The sequence below is a fragment of the Pseudomonas sp. NFACC08-1 genome (assembly GCF_900106735.1).
In the GTDB taxonomy this organism is placed as follows: Bacteria; Pseudomonadota; Gammaproteobacteria; order Pseudomonadales; family Pseudomonadaceae; genus Aquipseudomonas; species Aquipseudomonas fluorescens_Q.
The window spans coordinates 61,386-77,531 of sequence record NZ_FNNL01000017.1 but is presented as its reverse complement, the minus strand read 5'-3'; the positions used below and the strand labels follow the sequence as shown (position 1 = coordinate 77,531).

The following is a 16,146-nucleotide window of genomic DNA, read 5'->3' as shown; positions in this document are numbered from 1 at the left end:
CGAGTCGCCCAAATGGTGGCCGGGTTTGGCGACCCGCAGTGGGCAAAACTATCCAGTGGAGCTTACTTATGAATCAATACACGGGCCTTACCAGCAACGCCGACGACCAGCCTCTCTACGTCGATACCACCGCCCCGCTACACATCCTGCTCGACTCAGCCGCCTACCGAATCCGTGCCGCCACACAATTCCTGGAGAACCTGGCGATGCGTGATGAATTGACCATCGATCCCGCAACCCTTCAGGACCTCGCACAACTGTGCTGCATCCCACTGCGTGATGGGTGCGACGTGATGGATGTGATTGCCCGAAGATTGGATGCGGCACCGGCAGGTTCCCCCCTATAAGCCTGCCCGCCGACAACCTGTGGCGAGGGAGCTTGCTCCCGCTGGGCCGCGCAGCGGCCCCAAAGACTTTGGCGCGGCGAACCAGGCAAATCACACCAGCCGGTTTCAGGACTGCTGCGCAGTCCAGCGGGAGCAAGCTCCCTCGCCACGGGGTTGTGTACGGCGTGATTGATGGTGCGCTATTCGGATTGGTCGGCGTCGGGCGGACCTCTTCATTGGCAACACGGACTTTTCAATGCTGAACCTCATTACACCGCCAACACCAAAGCTGTGAACACACAACTGTGGCGAGGGAGCAAGCTCCCTCGCCACGGGTACATCGTCGAACTGAACTACTCGACAATCCCGTTATAAACAACAGTCACAGCGCCCTCCTTCTTGACCATGAGCTTGTTCCCTTGCGCCATGGCCTCGACCAACTCAGAACACCCGTCCACTTCACGCTTGCCATCAACGCGCTCGGCCTGGGTGTCGAAACTGAATACATAGGTCGACGCCGGGCAAGCATTGCCACCCTCCCCCGTGGAAACCACCAGCACATACTTGTTCGGACCAAACGTATAAGCCTTTTCAATCGTCACATAACCGGTGTACTCGGCCTGCTCGACGATGGATTCCATGACGTTCATCACACCCGCTCGCGATTGGTAATTCAGCGCAGTTGCCATCGCCTCAGTCTGCGTCGTGAAAGGTCCGGCACGCTCGGTATTGACGGGCAGCGCTTGATAGGCAACACCCGGAGGCGCGGGTGGTGCGGCTTGAGTCTTGGCGGTGTTTTTTGCAACAGGGCTTCGCTGGAGCTGAGGGCTGTCGCATTGGCCGTTTTTGCAGATGAAATCGCCCTGACAATCGATATCTTCCGAACACTGGTTCGTTTCTTCAAAGGTGCTCTGGTCGGCCTTGGCGTAGCCGATGACGGCCAGTGTCAGGAGGGTGCAGGCGAACAAACGCTTCATCAGTGAAGTCCTTTTCTTGGATGGTGGCTGGATGATAACTGCAAACCTACCGGGATTGTCTCTGGTCGCCGTCCTTTACCAATGTCGGGTGGTCCCACTTTGGTTTACAGACTAGCCTTCCAAATGCCCGCCCAAGGACGAACCATGGCTGACCACAAACAACTCCACCAAGACGGCTACGCCCTGCTCCGTCAAGCAATCCCGAACGAGTGGCTGGCCGACCTTCGTGCCGTGTTCGATGCCGGCGTGCGACCGTCGGACCAATGGCCAGTGCCACGCGGCATGGACTGGCGCTGTTCGATGCTGGACGATGATTCAAAGATTCAGGCCGTATGTCGTCTACCCCAGCTACTGGCCGTGGCGGGTGAATTGATCGGCGAACGGTTCTTCCTCTCCCAAGTGGAAGGCCGCGAGCCCCTGGCGGGTAACGGCCACCAACAATTGCACCGCGACTTGTCAGCCCAACGGCCAGGCGACATCGCCATCGCCCTGGCTTTCTTCGACGATTACGGCCCCGAAAACGGCGCGACACGGATCGTCCCAGGCAGCCACCGCCCCGAGCCGGATGCCCCGCCCTTCGACTTCAATGACGAGTCAGGCGCCATACAGCTTTCAGGCTCTGCCGGTGACATCCTGGTGTTCGATGTCGATCTGGTGCATGCGGGCAGCCTGAACGTGATCGGTGCACGCCGTCGTTCCATTCTGATCAGCTATTTCTCGGAGTCGCTCTACGCGTCACACTTGGAAACCGTGGCGCTGCGCAATATTCGTATGGACACCAGCGACCGATTCGCACCGTCGGAGTTTGCTTTCGGGGACTAGTTTCTCGGGTTGATGAAAATCATGCGCAGCGGTTCGAATCTGAGCTTTAATGCCCGTGCTCATCGCCCCCCATTCGTCTAATCAAGGAAGAAACGACATTGAAAACAGCTTTCGGCGCCCTGTTGTTGGCCTGCCTGACAACAACCGCATTGGCTGGCGAGAACCCCATCGGTTTCCAATCTTCCACCCTGCCGGATCCGCACAATGGCCGCGCACTGGAGATGGTCGTCTGGTACCCCGGCGCAACGACCGAAACCGCGCAACTGATCGCCGATAACGCGGTATTTGTCGGCGCGTCTGCCGTGCGTAACGCGCCGCCAACGGCCGGCGAACATCCATTGGTGGTGCTCTCTCACGGATACAGGGGTAACTGGAGCAACCAGATCTGGCTGGCCAGTGCGTTGGCCCAGAAGGGTTACATCGTCGCCGCCGTCAACCACCCCGGCAGCACCACCCATGACCGCAGCCCCCAAGCGGCGGCGCAGTTATGGCTGCGGCCCGTTGATCTGCGTCGAGCCATCGATGCGGTCACGACCCAGCCTGAAAAATTTGGCCGGGTGGCCAATGGTCGAATTGCAGCCGTGGGCCATTCACTCGGCGGCTGGACGGCCCTGGAGATCGGCGGCGCTCGCTTCGACCCAGAGCGCTTCGCCCAAGACTGTAAAACCCACCCGCAGCTAGCCAGCTGCACCGTTTACGAACAGATGAACCCCGCCAGCACCGCTGAATCAAAGGCCGAACTGGCCGCCGCTTGGCGCGATAAACGCGTCACTGCGGTGGTGACATTGGACCTCGGCCTTTCACGGGGCCTGACCGATAAAAGCTTGGCCGCGCTGCCTGTCCCCGCTCTGGTGATCGCTGCCGGAGTACCGTCGCAAGAACTTCCCGCTGAGTTGGAATCTGCCAACCTGGCCAAGCGCCTGCCCCCAGCGTCTAGCCGTTACATCGAAATCAGCGATGCGAGCCATTTCAGCTTCATGTCGATGTGTAAACCCGGGGCGGAGGAAATGCTTGAGGAGGAAGTGCCGGGGGATGAGATCATTTGTCGGGATGGTGATGGCGGTCGTGCTCGGGAGGTGATTCAGCAGCAGGTCGCATCGCTGATAGCGGAGTTTCTGGCGCAATCACCTGCAGACAAAAAAGGCAGTTTGTAACCGATCACCTGCGCAGTGTTCGAAGGTGGCGGGTTATCTCCAGAGATCATTTCCCAGTTCAGGTCGATGTTGGCAGCGGAACATGGGTGACTGCTTCGTCCTGCAAACACAGCTGACCGTGAAAAATAATGCTGTCTTCTTTTCCTCTGGATAGGTCTCTTTTCCAATAGCTTGCGACTTAACTATCCTTTACGCCTCCACCCCAAACGGAATTCGCCAAGATGTATCTGCGTTCAAGCGTGTTGTGCCTGTGCCTTTTCAGCAGCCTGAGCCAGGCCGCTGTCAACTGTTCTGCCCTGGCGGAAAAGATCTCCGGAACGGTGCCTGAGTTTCATCCGTCAGTGCAAGGCAAGGTCATTGGCACCGGGCGCCTGCATTTCCACGAAGCGCCAGATGAAGCCTGTGCCAATAAGAAGATTTTCGTCATACCCGGCGACTCCCTCACCGTTTATTCCAGCCTTGAAGACGAATCATGGCTGGAAGTGAACTTCATCGCCAAGAGCGGCGACGACTATACCGGTTGGGTAAAGGCTGATCGGGTCGAGATTGGCGCACCTTACGGAGCGCCATCGGAAGATGTCGAAGATGAACCGGCGGGTGATGCCCAATAAATACCTTTTTCATATTTGAAGCGCAGGAGAAACGATGACGGGTTCGCCAGAAGAGAACGGTCAAATCACGGCCAGCACACACGGCGACCTAGACGCGGCTGATGTCACGGGTTTCGACACCTGGGCTCGCGTCTGGGCGGAGCTTGGCGTCGTGCGCGTGTCGCGCGAGGCATACGAAGAACTCATTCGACACTACTGCGAGCCGCACCGCGCCTACCATAACCTCCAGCATCTGAAGGAATGCCTTCAAGTGCGCCGATTCGTCAACGCGGCCTGCCGGGCTTCCGCCGAAATCGACCTCGCTCTGTGGTTCCATGACGCGATCTACGACCCCCTTCGCAGCGACAACGAACTGCGCAGTGCGCAATGGTTGGACGACGTGGCACGTGATAGTGGCCTGGGCGATGAAACGCGACACAGGCTTTACAACCTGATCATGGTGACGCGACACGACGGCGCCCCGGCATCGGCAGACGAAGCAGTGTTGGTGGACACGGACCTGGCGATCCTTGGAGCGTCGTTCGAACGGTTCGAGGAATACGACCAACAAATTCGCCACGAATACCAGTTTGTGCCTCTGCCGGTGTACCGCCAAAAACGGCGCCAGGTCCTTGAAGGCTTCCTGGCGCGCGAGCGCATCTATACGACCGCAGCGTACTTCGACGCATTCGAGCAGCAGGCACGCGCAAATCTTGTACGCGCCATAGACCGTCTCGACTGAAGGCTGGATTCAAGCGGCGAAGTCCCCTGACTGCACTCGCTTCATGGCTTCGAGAAGTTGGCCCTCAAAGTACTCGCTCCCATCTCGTTCCTGCTCTTTTATGCGGCGCTTTGCTTCTATAAGCATCTGCGTGACAGCGATGCCCTGATTCAAAAAAGTGACAACCATCAGGTCGGTCAAATTTGCTAAAGGGGTATCCCAGACCGCCCTGCAACGCTGCATCAGACCTGTAAGTGAATCCCCACACCACGGACCCAAAAAATTTGAGATTGTAAGATTCGAATTCATGGACCGACCCTCTGATAGAAATCGAAGGGTGGTTCATTTCGCATGACCAGAAGATAGCTAAAAAACGAGATTGGATGACTACTTTTGGCCGATGCGATCCTTCGCGATAGGCAGCATACGGCCAAAAGCGGGCATTGGACAATGGGTCGAGAGGCCAGTAATGTATTTGAATCTCTTGAAAGTCAGACTACCTCAACTTTTACCAGCGTTTGACTGAGTGATTAACGGTTTCACTAGGAGCGAGCGCGTGCTTACAGACATATTTGCTCATCGTTATTTAGATCATCCCATTTGGGTAGCGTATACAGAAGCTGAGCAGCGGTTGCTCAATCAAGTATTTGGAATCGTCAAGGATGCTTTGCCTTATTACAATTCCGAGGGCAGCGAGATTGAAGCTAATAAAGCCAAATGGAAATCTCTTCATGATCAGATAGCTCGCGAGTTGGGCATGGATGAGCTTTCAAAGAGGCATTACTCTTTCACACAGAGAAATGGACTAAGCCAAGAGTGGCCAGTACAAGGAAACTGGGGCTGGGATTACGTATGTGCGCAGTTTGTTAAGGCACAATATCCAACCGGCCATCCAGATGCCGATCGTTTCGTGAAAGAGCGGCTCAGCTTCATTGAACTCGCGATGAGAATGCGAGGTGCGGAAATAGAACAGTTGAATATTCGTCTGCCACAGGCACTGGCCGAAGCAGCGTTACGTGACAAGATGCCATCTCGTGGCATGCGTATTCCGGGTAATGCTGTCGATGGGGTAAAGGCTTGGAACCAAACACAAAATGCAATTTACGATGCTCAAGTCTCAGAGTTGAACGAACGATTTCGACGAGCTCGAGCACCTTTGACATACCACAACGGTTTCATCCAAGTTTCAGTGGACGATGTCATTGAGCAGAATATTGCTAAGCCGTTCTGGGATTTGGTTGCCGCTCCGTTATGGAAAAACGTCGACATTGATATCAAAGAGGCTATTGATCGTCGAGACTCAAACGACAAAGACCCTGCATTATTCGCTGCGAAAGCACTCGAAAGCGCAATAAAGATAGTGTCCGATACAAAGGGCTGGACGCGTGGAACCGAATCAGGCGCGTCGAACTATATTGATAATCTCGTCAGCAAAGCCAACGGGAACTATCTGGCGGTGTGGGAAGGCGACATGCTTCGAGACTACTTCCGCAAAGTCAGAAATAGTCTTGGCCACGGTCCGGGATCTGAACCAATGCCCGTACTCTCTATTCCCCAAACCGACTGGGCCATAGAAACAGCAATGTCCTGGGTACGAACTCTCATTCGAAGAATGTGAGGGAACGGAATCAGAGGTAAACTCCCACGGACTTTAAGCCATCCGAAATCACCATCGTTTTTTTCGACAAGATACGATAAAAATTGTTTGGAGAGAGTGAGCATGGGAAAATTTAGCGTAGGCGTGGCAAGAGATAAAACAATCAGACGCTATATGTCTTTTGAGAACTTTGAAAGATTAGTAAAGTCTCAAACTATGCATTTCTCTCGATTTGACAGTTTTGACGACCACTTGGAAGGCGGAATAAACAAAGGCAACTTTCCTTCCATCAGCAACTCCCTTGAGGTCTTAGACTTAATTAATTGTAGTTGGCCTAGCACTCAACCCCGAACCGAACACGAGTTGCTCAATCTTCAGAAACTGCAAAATGCAATTCAAAACCAAACTTTCCCATCTCTGTTCGGCGCTCTTAAAAAAATTGATGGCGATGCTTATCTACAACGCATTAGCTCATGGCTCTACGCCAGCTGCTGGACAGATCTACCTCATGAATGTGATGCAATGTGGCAATTATACGGAAGCTCAGGTAGTAACTGTCGCCATGATGTTGGATGTACGGAATGTGCAAAAACACTGGGTGAGTCAGTATGCATTGAGACGACCATCGGATCGCTGGAGGATAGCCTAGAGCTTAAAGACGGCTATAATCTTTCAGTTCAAAAAATCGAATACCTTGATCATCGAAAATCCGTATTCGAAGATAGTGATATGATCTGCCGCCCATTTTTCTCGAAGGCCATGCACTTCAGCTACGAGAATGAAATACGCTTTATGCTATGGCCTGATCGAAACGATATAAATTTCTCCTACAAGTTCAATCAAAGCACTATAAATAACATACCAAGCGTACAACTTAACATAACGGACTTAGAGTCTTTTATCGGCAAGATAATACTATCACCGCTTCCATTCAAGAATAAAAAAGCAATACGCGCGCAACATATGGAACAACATCAATCAGCTCTCGGACTGGAAGAAGCATTATCTAATAAAGTGCTAAAAAATAAAATGCAGAATCTATTATGCGAAAAAAACATCAACATAAATATTGTTGAGTCCGACTTAAATCAAATGTGCGTAACTGACTGCTACACGCTTGGAACCTGAATTTCTATGTTTTTCGACAACGAGTAGCCGCTTTGGGTTGATTGCCGCGTATCCCGAAGGGTCGCAGACCCAAAGCAGTCATCTAGGCGAACCTGCAACTCTCTTTTTGACGCTATGCAGCGACGGCGGTATAAGGGACATTGCAAGCTCTGAATTCGCGACTTAAAGGTGCGGAATAGATGGATGTTAATGAGGCGATTATGTATTACAAGTATCGATCATGCTCACCTAGAACCTGGGATATACTTCGAAATCATGAGCTTTATTTCTCACCCCCTCAAAATTTGAATGATCCACTAGATGTGTCAATAGATGTCAAATCAGAATATGAGCGCGCTAAAAGCCATGTATATAAGACAGACACCCACCCTGAAGGCCGGAGGTCGTTTCTTATAACAATGCTTGACAGTATAAAAAAGGGTGTGACCAAAGAGGGTGAGGAAATATCTTTAAATAAGGCCCTCTATCTCTTTATGCAGAGCAGAGGGATTCTTTCTCTTTCTAAAACGGCACACGACGCACTGCTTTGGTCTCATTATGCCGATGGTCACCGCGGAATATGCCTCGGCTTCAATGCAGAGATTCTGCAAATCGATGGTGCCACCGATTCAGGAGACGTTCAGTATTTGCCAACTCCTCCTTACATGGAAAAATTCTTAGAGTTGATCGAAGAGTTTGGTGAGTTTTGCCGGCCTTGGGACGGTGTGCACTTCTCCGATGAGCAAGGTAAGAACTTTTACAACAAACAAGTAGATGCGATGTTGCAAATAGGGCTTTATACAAAGTCCGAAGACTGGAAATATGAAAAAGAGTTTCGACTTACATCGAGCCCGGGAAATCATTCCTTTTCAACCTCTGCTCTACGGGAGGTTATTCTTGGAACGAAAACGTCTAAAGCTGACGAGGAAAAAATAAAGGATTTACTTTCAGCACGTGACTACTCTCACGTGATATTAAAGAGGGCTTTCAACATCCCTGGCACCTTCAGTTTTGGCTCCCAATTGCTGGCATAACTGAAGACAACATCCGCATCGTCGAAACTCGTACTTGCAGGGCACCTTGTACCAGAGTCCTGGGTGCGGCAATGAGTGGCAACTTTTGGCCGACTCCCGCCCATCGTGACCGGCAGAGGTCGGCCAAGGTGGTCCCGCGAGCTATGCCAGCATGTGAAGCATGTCCATGAACATCGGACCTGAGAGATCACGTATCTCTCCGTCGTCAGCAACCAAGCAACCTACAGCGCCAGCGAATGACTCTTGGTCATGCGCTGGGATGTCCAAGCTGCAAATGATCCTGTAGCGGAACAGCCAGCCGCAGGTGACGCGACCGCACAGTTCTACCGTTTGATGATAGCCATCAACGGACAGGGGCCGGGCACCGTGGGCCTGCGCAAGGTTATATGCTGTACTGCCGGTAGATTCGCGTTGGGAAGATTCGTTGTTCATACGCACTGGAAATGGCTGGAATAGCAGTCGATTATCTACTCGTTTGGTTTGAATGTCTGGGCATCTGCTCTAGGTCAATTACGGCCCTCGCGACAGGCAGATATCGGCCGATTCTGTTGAAAAAGTCGGTCTGCCCAAACTGCATAGCCATTGACCGGTGAAAACGCCTTTTTTGCACGCTGCTACGTGAAATCCGAGTCAGAAAGCCTCTGCCAAAAGTAAAGATTTCAATCTCGGACGCGTACTTTTCTGACGCGCAAACCATGGCCGACTTTTTCAACACAATCGGCCAATAGCGGACAGTCGTGACCGTCAACTTTTGTCCGGAAGCGGGCGTTTTCGAGCGATTGCCTTCCCCTGATTGCAGCGTCATAACGGGTAGTGATTCCAGTGATTCGCCTTGGTTAGCCAGAAGGGATCCACAACAGCGCCCCAGCGATTTAGCTGCCCGGCCTATGTTCAGCCTACGTTTCGCCACGCCACATAGTTTCTGAGGTTCGATGGTTTACCTAATTGAAGGCTTGCCAGACCAACTTATTTTCGCCAGTAATTTCTGAGCAATCGCGTCAGTGAGGACGCACCATGTCCGCTAAGACTTTTGTATGGCATTATGATGGCAGAGCCGGCAGCCACGGCAGCTTTTCGGGTAGGAAACACTGCAGCGTCTACAACGGGGGTCAGGACGCTGCTCGCTGCCGCCTTATCTTGAAAGGCCATTATTAAGCGCATTTAACTCGGACGTTAAAAAGATGCCATCAGCTCCACAAATTGAAGCTCGAGATTTCTACAAAAATATGCCCAGCTTAAATCACGAGACTGGCGACATATGGCACAACCTTCCGGGATTCGGTCTTCCGAACAAGGTAAAGGTTACCGGGATCGTAATTTCCCCAGCATGCGACCTAAGCCAAAAAAAAACTGAAACAGCTACCGTCATCCCGATCATCCCAGTTAGCGAATATCTTTATAGTAAAGCGTTTTATGGCGAGATTTGGAATGAGGTATTTAATCGCTTAAAACCTTATGGTTCAGAAGAACATCCACCTGCTGACCGATTTTCGCACCCGCCAATCCATCTGCTCGAAAAAGCTCTTAAATCTATTGAGGGTGATAAAAAACAAATCGCTTTTCACGCCCGTCTAACCGAATATAAAAAGTACATCGAATATACGCAAGCACCTCTTGACGAAAGAAGTAGTGAGCGACCAAGCGTCGAACTTATACTTTCGGAAAAGAGATATGGCGAGATTCTAAAGAAGATATTCTGTAACTCTTTTAAATCAGATATACATTTCTTTCCCGCCTACGGTAACCTCAGTGACTTCGCAGCCATCCCGTCTCACTCTGTAGCTTTGTTTCGATACGTATATTCAATCCCTCTTGAAATCCTGGACGCTGCACAGTGTTCGCGAGATGAGTGGTGGAGCGAAGATTGTAAGCGCATGAGCGTAACCGCACCTATGATTGAGCACTTTGATGCATGTCCTTTAAAAGTTTCCACGCTGAAAGATGACTTTCTGAGCGATATGATCTCCAGGTATCTTGGCATGTTCATGCGATTGGGGTCGCGAGACTTTACTGCTACCTCGCTTGATAACTTTGTTAAAGAAATAAAGGAGCTTTAATTATGTACCTGGCTTTAACTCAAGGCATGGCGGAATGGTTACTTCCTAAAATCGGGGTAATTGAAAAAATTCACAACGCTTTATTAGAAATAGCTCGAAACCCTAAAGCCCTCGCGGGTGCAATTTTTCTGGAAGGCCCCTTTCGATTAGCGGCGAATTCGGAGGGAACACTTCTCTCCCTATGGCACTCAGACTATCTTAGTGGAACTGGTGAAGAGTCACTTGCGCTAATAAAGCTATCCGGTGATACGTCTATTTTTTCAGAGCTTGAAATTAGTAAAGAGTCGTTTGAGCGCTCCATATATCTTGCAAATCAGCGACTACAAGGGCTCCTCGTTGAAGGTGCATTCATGCACCGAAAGCATGATGAGAATATACACACTATTTTAGCCGGTCGCGGAACAGATGCCCGACAGTATAGCCTTGGATATTACGATATTATCAGCGGGGGGGATGAATCCTCTACTCGCACTTTGATTTCGGCCGGTCCGAGCGACAGTTTCCGCGCCGTAGTAAAATGCATCAATATTGAAATGAGGTCTTTAGAAGCACTTAGACAACAAGCCAATGCCCTAATAAACAACAGCAAGCTCGAAAAATCTAACGCATATGATACTCTTGATCTACTGGCTGCGAGCGTCAAAGGTTATTTTGAAGAAACCATAAAGCAAGATGACTTTTTTCATGCGCAAGTGAACACAAGTGAATCCTCCATTACGAGCGATGAGGTCTATAAAACTTTAAATTTTACCTTCAAGGACTGGGTCAAGATAGATAGCCCGTTAACCGAGGCCCAACGAAAAATACTAACCCCCGACGCACTTGACAAAAATCCAATTCGAATACTGGGTCCGGGCGGATCCGGAAAAACACTACTAATGCAGCTGCTTGCGTTATTCAAAGTTATCAACTCCAAAGTTCAGGGAAACGCATGTAAGATACTTTATATCGTCCACAGCGATGCGATGCGAGCCAAAGTCATCCAAAAGTTTGATGTGCTATCAAGTGAAAATCCTGAGCTTTATAAAGAGCACATAACCGTTACCACTCTTTCAGAATACTGCAGGATTAAACTTGGGTTAGAGTTGGAATCTATTTTAGATCCTGATGCCACAGATGCTAAGCTGTACCAACTCCAGCAAATACTTGAGGCGTTAGCCTATGAAAAATCCTCATATGAGAAACAGATCGCTTCCAGCAGCCTGTTAACCACAGTCTACCAGAACAAAAACTTAACTGATGTATTTGCCAAACTTGTCCTTGCGGAGATCTCAATTGCCATTAAGGGTCATGGATATGAGCAAGATCGTCGTCGCTACGTAGAGTCCGAACGCAGTCTTAGTCGATTTCACGGAATTCTCACACGCGACGAGAGAGATTTCGTATTCAGCTTATTCGAATGGTACCATCGTGAAGTTTTTGAGAAATATGGGGCGCTTGATCCTGATGATATTGCGCTCTCACTATTTGGTTCTATCAAAACCCCAGTCTGGAGGCTGCGTCGAAAAAGCGAAGGCTTCGATTATATCTTTGTAGATGAAGCACAATTATTCAACGAAAATGAAAGACGTCTATTCTCCCTTCTTTCTAATGAAAAGATGTCCCACGTCCCTATAGCCCTAGCTTTAGATGAGGCTCAGTCTTTTTATGGACAATCAAACGCAGGGCTCGCAACACTTGGCATTAAAGACATTTCAAATCAGAGCCTTGATTCAATAAGACGCTCTACAGTAGAAATTGCCAAATTAGCATTTTTTGTCATCCAGAGAAGCACCAATCTTTTCAGCAGTGATTTTCCTGACTTCACGTCAATTGAAAGCTTTCACACGCCCGCCAAGGATAAGAAATTTGGAAGACCTGCTCTCGAAAAAGAGACTCCCGACTCCCGAGACTTCGGACGATTTATTTTCCGCCGCGTACGTGAAATGCGCGCCGACAACATTCGACAAATCGCAATCATCAGTCACACTGAAAGTTACTGGAGCGCGATTGAAGATGAACTATCCAAGTCCGACTTACCATTTCAAGTGCTTCGTGAGAGAGGAGAGAAGATCAAGACGGATCAGCCAGTAGTAGTGCTCTGTCGACCTGCCCAGGTTGGCGGACAGGAATTTGACGCTGTCATTATCGTTGGATTGGAAAAAGGAGCTCTTACAGTTAAGGAGAATCCAGCCCTTGAATCTGCAATCGAGCAACAGATGATCCGAGAGACTTACCTGTCAATCACTAGGGCAAGGTATAAGGTGATATTCGCAATCTCAAAATCTGCAACAGAAAATGAGATCCTTAGCGACGCAGTGACAGCTGGATTAATTACAAAAAAATAAGACCGCTGAAGCAACACTCAGCTCTTTGTGCATGAGAGCTGGGTGGTTGTTAAAAGATGAAGGATTCATCTAGGTAGTATCCGAGCTACTAAAAGTGTTCGAATAATCTCGGGACCTCGTCTTCCATGGGGCGAATCTGCCGTTAGCGAGTGGCTGGTTTTGGCCGAAAGTGGACAGTTCAACGTATAAGGTGAACCTTTGGAGAGTTTCCAGCCAATGGGTCAATGGCTTTGACCAAACGAGCAATATGTAAGCATGGATCTAGAGACATGTCTTTTATTTTAAATTTAAATTCGTTTTCTATGTGTGGCATGGCTTGCTTTTGCTTTGAGATTATTGCTCCTAGCCGTACTGAGGAATGATGCGCTTTTAGTGTGGCCGCGAACGGTTGAGGTGTTTCTTGATACCTCATCGCAGTCGTGCACATAACATCCGATAGTAGCGCTTCCGGCAATGCGGGTAGGCCGGCATTTTTCCATTCAGTGTGTAATGCACCTTGAATGTCGTGGCCATCCGCCCCGCTCATTTTGATGTCGAATGCACGCAGGATCTCTTTCATGGTTTTTTCCACAAATGAAAGACTTTCCCACCGAGCAAGGGCATAAGTAGCCTTGCTGTGAAGAATATAGTTGGCCGCAGCGCTTATGTGAATAATGCTCGCAGGATTGAAAACACTAATATTGTAAAGAGCGTTATAATAATCAGTATATTCTTGCTCCAGAAGCGAATGTCTTTTCGAAGAAATTGAAGAAGCACTACTTTCTGTGATATCAATCACTGCTTGGGTCAACGGTATTTTATCTACGCGTAGCAAGGGCATTCTCAGTAAATACGCGCTGCCGTCAATCTCACAAGCTATGGAAGGAAAGCAATAGGAAATATGACTTCTATCTCCATAATACTCGTCAATCCAATTACTAACGTTTTTACCGGCATTATCTGGGCGCGAACCAAAAATTACTCTATAGCCATCTTTTTGGATGGTATCTATAGCGGTGAATACCGCCATTCTGGGGTCCGCTAGTCCGGCTATCCGATGTTTTACATAAAGCATGTATAAATGGAATTTTTCGGTGCCCTGGTCTAGGTCATCCTGTGTGATCTCGATTTTTTTCATTCTCTGGGAGTCCATTTATGTTACTGAGGCCGTACAACCACAAGGTGGCGATCTGGGCTAGGACAGCAGCAACAATATATGCCGCATTAGAGGTGGATGGATGAGTCGCTTCTGGCCAGCAGCAGCGCTTGCTGAGAGTCTGCTTCTGGCCGAAAGCTGGCAGTCACCAATACCAGCTATTGGCCGGAGATTAGCGTAATCCCAGTCCCCGGGCCTGTAGGCAAAGGACTGGGAAGTCCTTGCTCAGGCTTCTTGGTAAAAAGATATCGTCTCTTTTAGCGAGGCTGAAAACTCATAGATCTCGTCGAGTGAGTTGATAGGGTGGCGCGTTTCGACTTTGTCTTTGTCAAAAATCCCAAGATATTTTTGGCTACGATTGAAGTGGAGTCTCGCGATAGGTTTGCGGTTGTTGTCGTCTAGAAGTATACCGAAGTAACTCTGGGTGTCTCTGCTGGCTATGCGCTTTGCATCTATGACGGTCCGGACAATCGCTTTGATTATATGAAAGCCTTCCAGCTCCTCCATCGTAGTCAGAATACGATCTTCAGGCTCTTCTTGGGATTCAGCCTGATTTTCAGCGACGACCGATTCAGCGGGCGTGGGAAATGTGGCTTTGCTCATCGCCGACTTCAACCTGTCGTTGATTTGGTCACTGAGAAACTGAGCTGCGGCTTTCCTTGTGAGCAGAGTAAACTGATCTCGAACTTTCTGGGTTATGACCCCTTCGTAGACTCGCGATGCGAAGAAGCGAACGAAATCGTCATCAGGTTGGGTGAACTGCGTAGCCATTTCCTTTTTTATGTTTCCCACGTACTTCAGTTCGCCTGCGGCATTGATGATCGAATCAACGTCGAAAGCGGACTTCGTAAGCTTTTGAAGTTCAGGGATTACGTGCTCATCAATATTAAGCAGGTCGATCTCCAGGAACGGCTTTTCATCCATTTTGTTTGGTGCATCAAGATCGGTGTAGAACCGATAAAACCTGCCATTTGTAAGAATGGAAATTCGTGCAGTGGTAACATGAAAGTATCGGAAAAGTTGGCTCGCATGGTTGATATTGAGCGGCTCGCCGACTTTTTTTGTTTCGATCAATATCTGGATTTTGCCATCTTTCAAAATCGCGTAATCAATCTTTTCTCCTTTTTTCGTGCCCACATCGCAGACGTATTCTGGAACGACTTCGGAAGGGTCGAATACATCATAGCCCAGCACGGTATGAATGAACGGCATGACGAAAGCAGTTTTCGTTGCTTCCTCCGTTTGTATAGTCGACGCTAGTTGATTGACCTTCGCTGACATTGCGTTCAAGCGTTCTACAAAATCCATTTCACTGCTCCGTTACACGTTCACCCGATCGGGGTCGTAGAGGCGCAACGCTACTATGGCTAAATCCACTCCTGCTACTGGCATTCCATCCATGCTGGATGCTTGGACAGGGAAATGACATTCGGGCAGGTGCCATCGCGCTCAGAAACGCCTCTGATCTCAACGCATTCGAACGACTCCTCTTGGCCGAAAGCAATCAGCCACGACCACCTGCTTTCGATCCAAAAAGGGCCTACTGTATACCCCCATAAAAGCGAAACTCACCCACCACTCAACCTTCAAATCAACCGATCCACAACCCTCGCATTCCACTGCTCCCGGTATCTTTCCCGCCAGCCCGGACTCCCCTTATCCAACCACTCCAACGTCGCCTCAATACTCTCAGGGCTGATCATGAAGTGATTAATATGCTCCTCGATCCGCTCTTGCGATAAATGCAACGAATCCAGATAGCCATTGAAAGAATCCGCCAGCACCACGTACTCATCGCCCTGCTGGCGGCGCCCAGTCCAGGCAGGTAAGCCCGCCACCATCGCCGCCACGTCCTGGCGCCCTTCCCGCAGGTCCAGCAGCAAGATACTCGCGCCGCCGTCGCGACCGATCGGCAGCAATCCCGCTGCTGGGAAGCCGGGCTGCGCACGCAGTTGCTCCAGTTCGAAGGGGTTGGATTCATACTCTTTGTCCGGGTCCAGCCCGTACAGTGAAAAACTCAGTAGCTCCTCGTCGCCATTGGCCAGGGTCGCCAGCACATCGTATTCCACGTAGGCGCCGTTGCAGGTCTTGAGGAATTGGCGATAGTCGTCCGGCAAGCGGGCACCCAGGCGGGCTTCCAGTTGCGCGATGGCGCGGTCGGTGGCGCCTTCACGGGTGTCTTCGAGGATGAGTCCGCGGTAGTCAGTCATTGTTGTCTCGAAAAGGTATTGGGGCCCTAGAGGTCTTGAAACACACCGCGTCGCACAATCAGTCCGACGCATCGATAACAAGCGGCAAG

Annotated in this window: 15 protein-coding genes and 1 pseudogene; 11 read left to right on the top strand and 5 right to left on the bottom strand. The window is 50.1% G+C overall.

The window, feature by feature from the left end; genetic code table 11:
* Positions 1-68 precede the first annotated feature (68 nt).
* Positions 69-347, top strand: coding sequence for a short-chain dehydrogenase (locus BLU76_RS26720; protein WP_092225138.1), 279 nt, complete (start codon positions 69-71; stop codon positions 345-347).
* A 332-nt stretch (positions 348-679) separates the two neighbouring features.
* On the opposite strand, the gene BLU76_RS26715 is transcribed toward BLU76_RS26720, so the two are convergent.
* Positions 680-1,303 (bottom strand): hypothetical protein, encoded by a 624-nt coding sequence (locus BLU76_RS26715; protein WP_092225136.1) that lies wholly within the window; start codon positions 1,301-1,303, stop codon positions 680-682.
* A 144-nt stretch (positions 1,304-1,447) separates the two neighbouring features.
* On the opposite strand from BLU76_RS26715, the gene BLU76_RS26710 reads away from it, so the two are divergent.
* The 5 genes and pseudogenes from BLU76_RS26710 (at position 1,448) to BLU76_RS26695 (ending at position 4,611) form a co-directional block, all read left to right on the top strand.
* Positions 1,448-2,125 carry a phytanoyl-CoA dioxygenase family protein gene (locus BLU76_RS26710; RefSeq protein ID WP_092225134.1) on the top strand — a complete coding sequence of 226 codons (678 nt, stop codon included), beginning with the start codon at positions 1,448-1,450 and terminating at the stop codon, positions 2,123-2,125.
* 98 nt (positions 2,126-2,223) lie between these two features.
* Positions 2,224-3,279, top strand: coding sequence for an alpha/beta hydrolase family protein (locus BLU76_RS26705; protein ID WP_092225132.1), 1,056 nt, complete (start codon positions 2,224-2,226; stop codon positions 3,277-3,279).
* A gap of 6 nt (positions 3,280-3,285) precedes the next feature.
* Positions 3,286-3,369, top strand: a pseudogene (locus BLU76_RS32025) (glutamine amidotransferase); the annotation flags it as partial.
* Positions 3,370-3,500: 131 nt separating this feature from the next.
* Positions 3,501-3,890 carry a hypothetical protein gene (locus BLU76_RS26700; protein ID WP_092225130.1) on the top strand — a complete coding sequence of 130 codons (390 nt, stop codon included), beginning with the start codon at positions 3,501-3,503 and terminating at the stop codon, positions 3,888-3,890.
* A gap of 34 nt (positions 3,891-3,924) precedes the next feature.
* A complete protein-coding gene (locus BLU76_RS26695; RefSeq protein ID WP_092225128.1) occupies positions 3,925-4,611 on the top strand; it encodes an HD domain-containing protein in 687 nt (228 codons plus the stop codon).
* A gap of 9 nt (positions 4,612-4,620) precedes the next feature.
* Here the strand turns inward: BLU76_RS26695 and BLU76_RS31250 are convergent, their stop codons facing one another.
* Positions 4,621-4,899 carry a hypothetical protein gene (locus BLU76_RS31250; RefSeq protein ID WP_139211677.1) on the bottom strand — a complete coding sequence of 93 codons (279 nt, stop codon included), beginning with the start codon at positions 4,897-4,899 and terminating at the stop codon, positions 4,621-4,623.
* Between the two features lie 247 nt (positions 4,900-5,146).
* Here BLU76_RS31250 and BLU76_RS26690 point away from each other — a divergent pair, with 247 nt between their 5' ends.
* The 5 genes from BLU76_RS26690 to BLU76_RS26670 all read left to right on the top strand — a co-directional run bounded on the left by BLU76_RS26690 (position 5,147) and on the right by BLU76_RS26670 (position 12,712).
* Positions 5,147-6,208: an AbiJ-NTD4 domain-containing protein gene (locus tag BLU76_RS26690; protein ID WP_092225127.1), complete on the top strand. Its 1,062-nt coding sequence runs from the start codon at positions 5,147-5,149 to the stop codon at positions 6,206-6,208.
* A gap of 102 nt (positions 6,209-6,310) precedes the next feature.
* A complete protein-coding gene (locus BLU76_RS31245; RefSeq protein WP_139211676.1) occupies positions 6,311-7,315 on the top strand; it encodes a hypothetical protein in 1,005 nt (334 codons plus the stop codon).
* Positions 7,316-7,494: 179 nt separating this feature from the next.
* A complete protein-coding gene (locus BLU76_RS26680; protein ID WP_092225123.1) occupies positions 7,495-8,328 on the top strand; it encodes a DUF2971 domain-containing protein in 834 nt (277 codons plus the stop codon).
* A 1,181-nt stretch (positions 8,329-9,509) separates the two neighbouring features.
* Positions 9,510-10,385, top strand: coding sequence for a hypothetical protein (locus tag BLU76_RS31240; protein ID WP_139197707.1), 876 nt, complete (start codon positions 9,510-9,512; stop codon positions 10,383-10,385).
* A gap of 2 nt (positions 10,386-10,387) precedes the next feature.
* Positions 10,388-12,712, top strand: a complete 2,325-nt coding sequence (locus BLU76_RS26670; RefSeq protein WP_092225119.1) for a UvrD-helicase domain-containing protein — start codon at positions 10,388-10,390, stop codon at positions 12,710-12,712.
* Between the two features lie 178 nt (positions 12,713-12,890).
* Here BLU76_RS26670 and BLU76_RS26665 read toward each other — a convergent pair whose 3' ends face one another.
* The 3 genes from BLU76_RS26665 to BLU76_RS26655 all read right to left on the bottom strand — a co-directional run bounded on the left by BLU76_RS26665 (position 12,891) and on the right by BLU76_RS26655 (position 16,057).
* Positions 12,891-13,829 (bottom strand): hypothetical protein, encoded by a 939-nt coding sequence (locus BLU76_RS26665; protein ID WP_092225117.1) that lies wholly within the window; start codon positions 13,827-13,829, stop codon positions 12,891-12,893.
* A 243-nt stretch (positions 13,830-14,072) separates the two neighbouring features.
* A complete protein-coding gene (locus BLU76_RS26660; RefSeq protein WP_092225115.1) occupies positions 14,073-15,155 on the bottom strand; it encodes a type I restriction endonuclease in 1,083 nt (360 codons plus the stop codon).
* A gap of 278 nt (positions 15,156-15,433) precedes the next feature.
* Positions 15,434-16,057 carry an SMI1/KNR4 family protein gene (locus BLU76_RS26655; RefSeq protein WP_092225112.1) on the bottom strand — a complete coding sequence of 208 codons (624 nt, stop codon included), beginning with the start codon at positions 16,055-16,057 and terminating at the stop codon, positions 15,434-15,436.
* Positions 16,058-16,146: the final 89 nt, after the last annotated feature.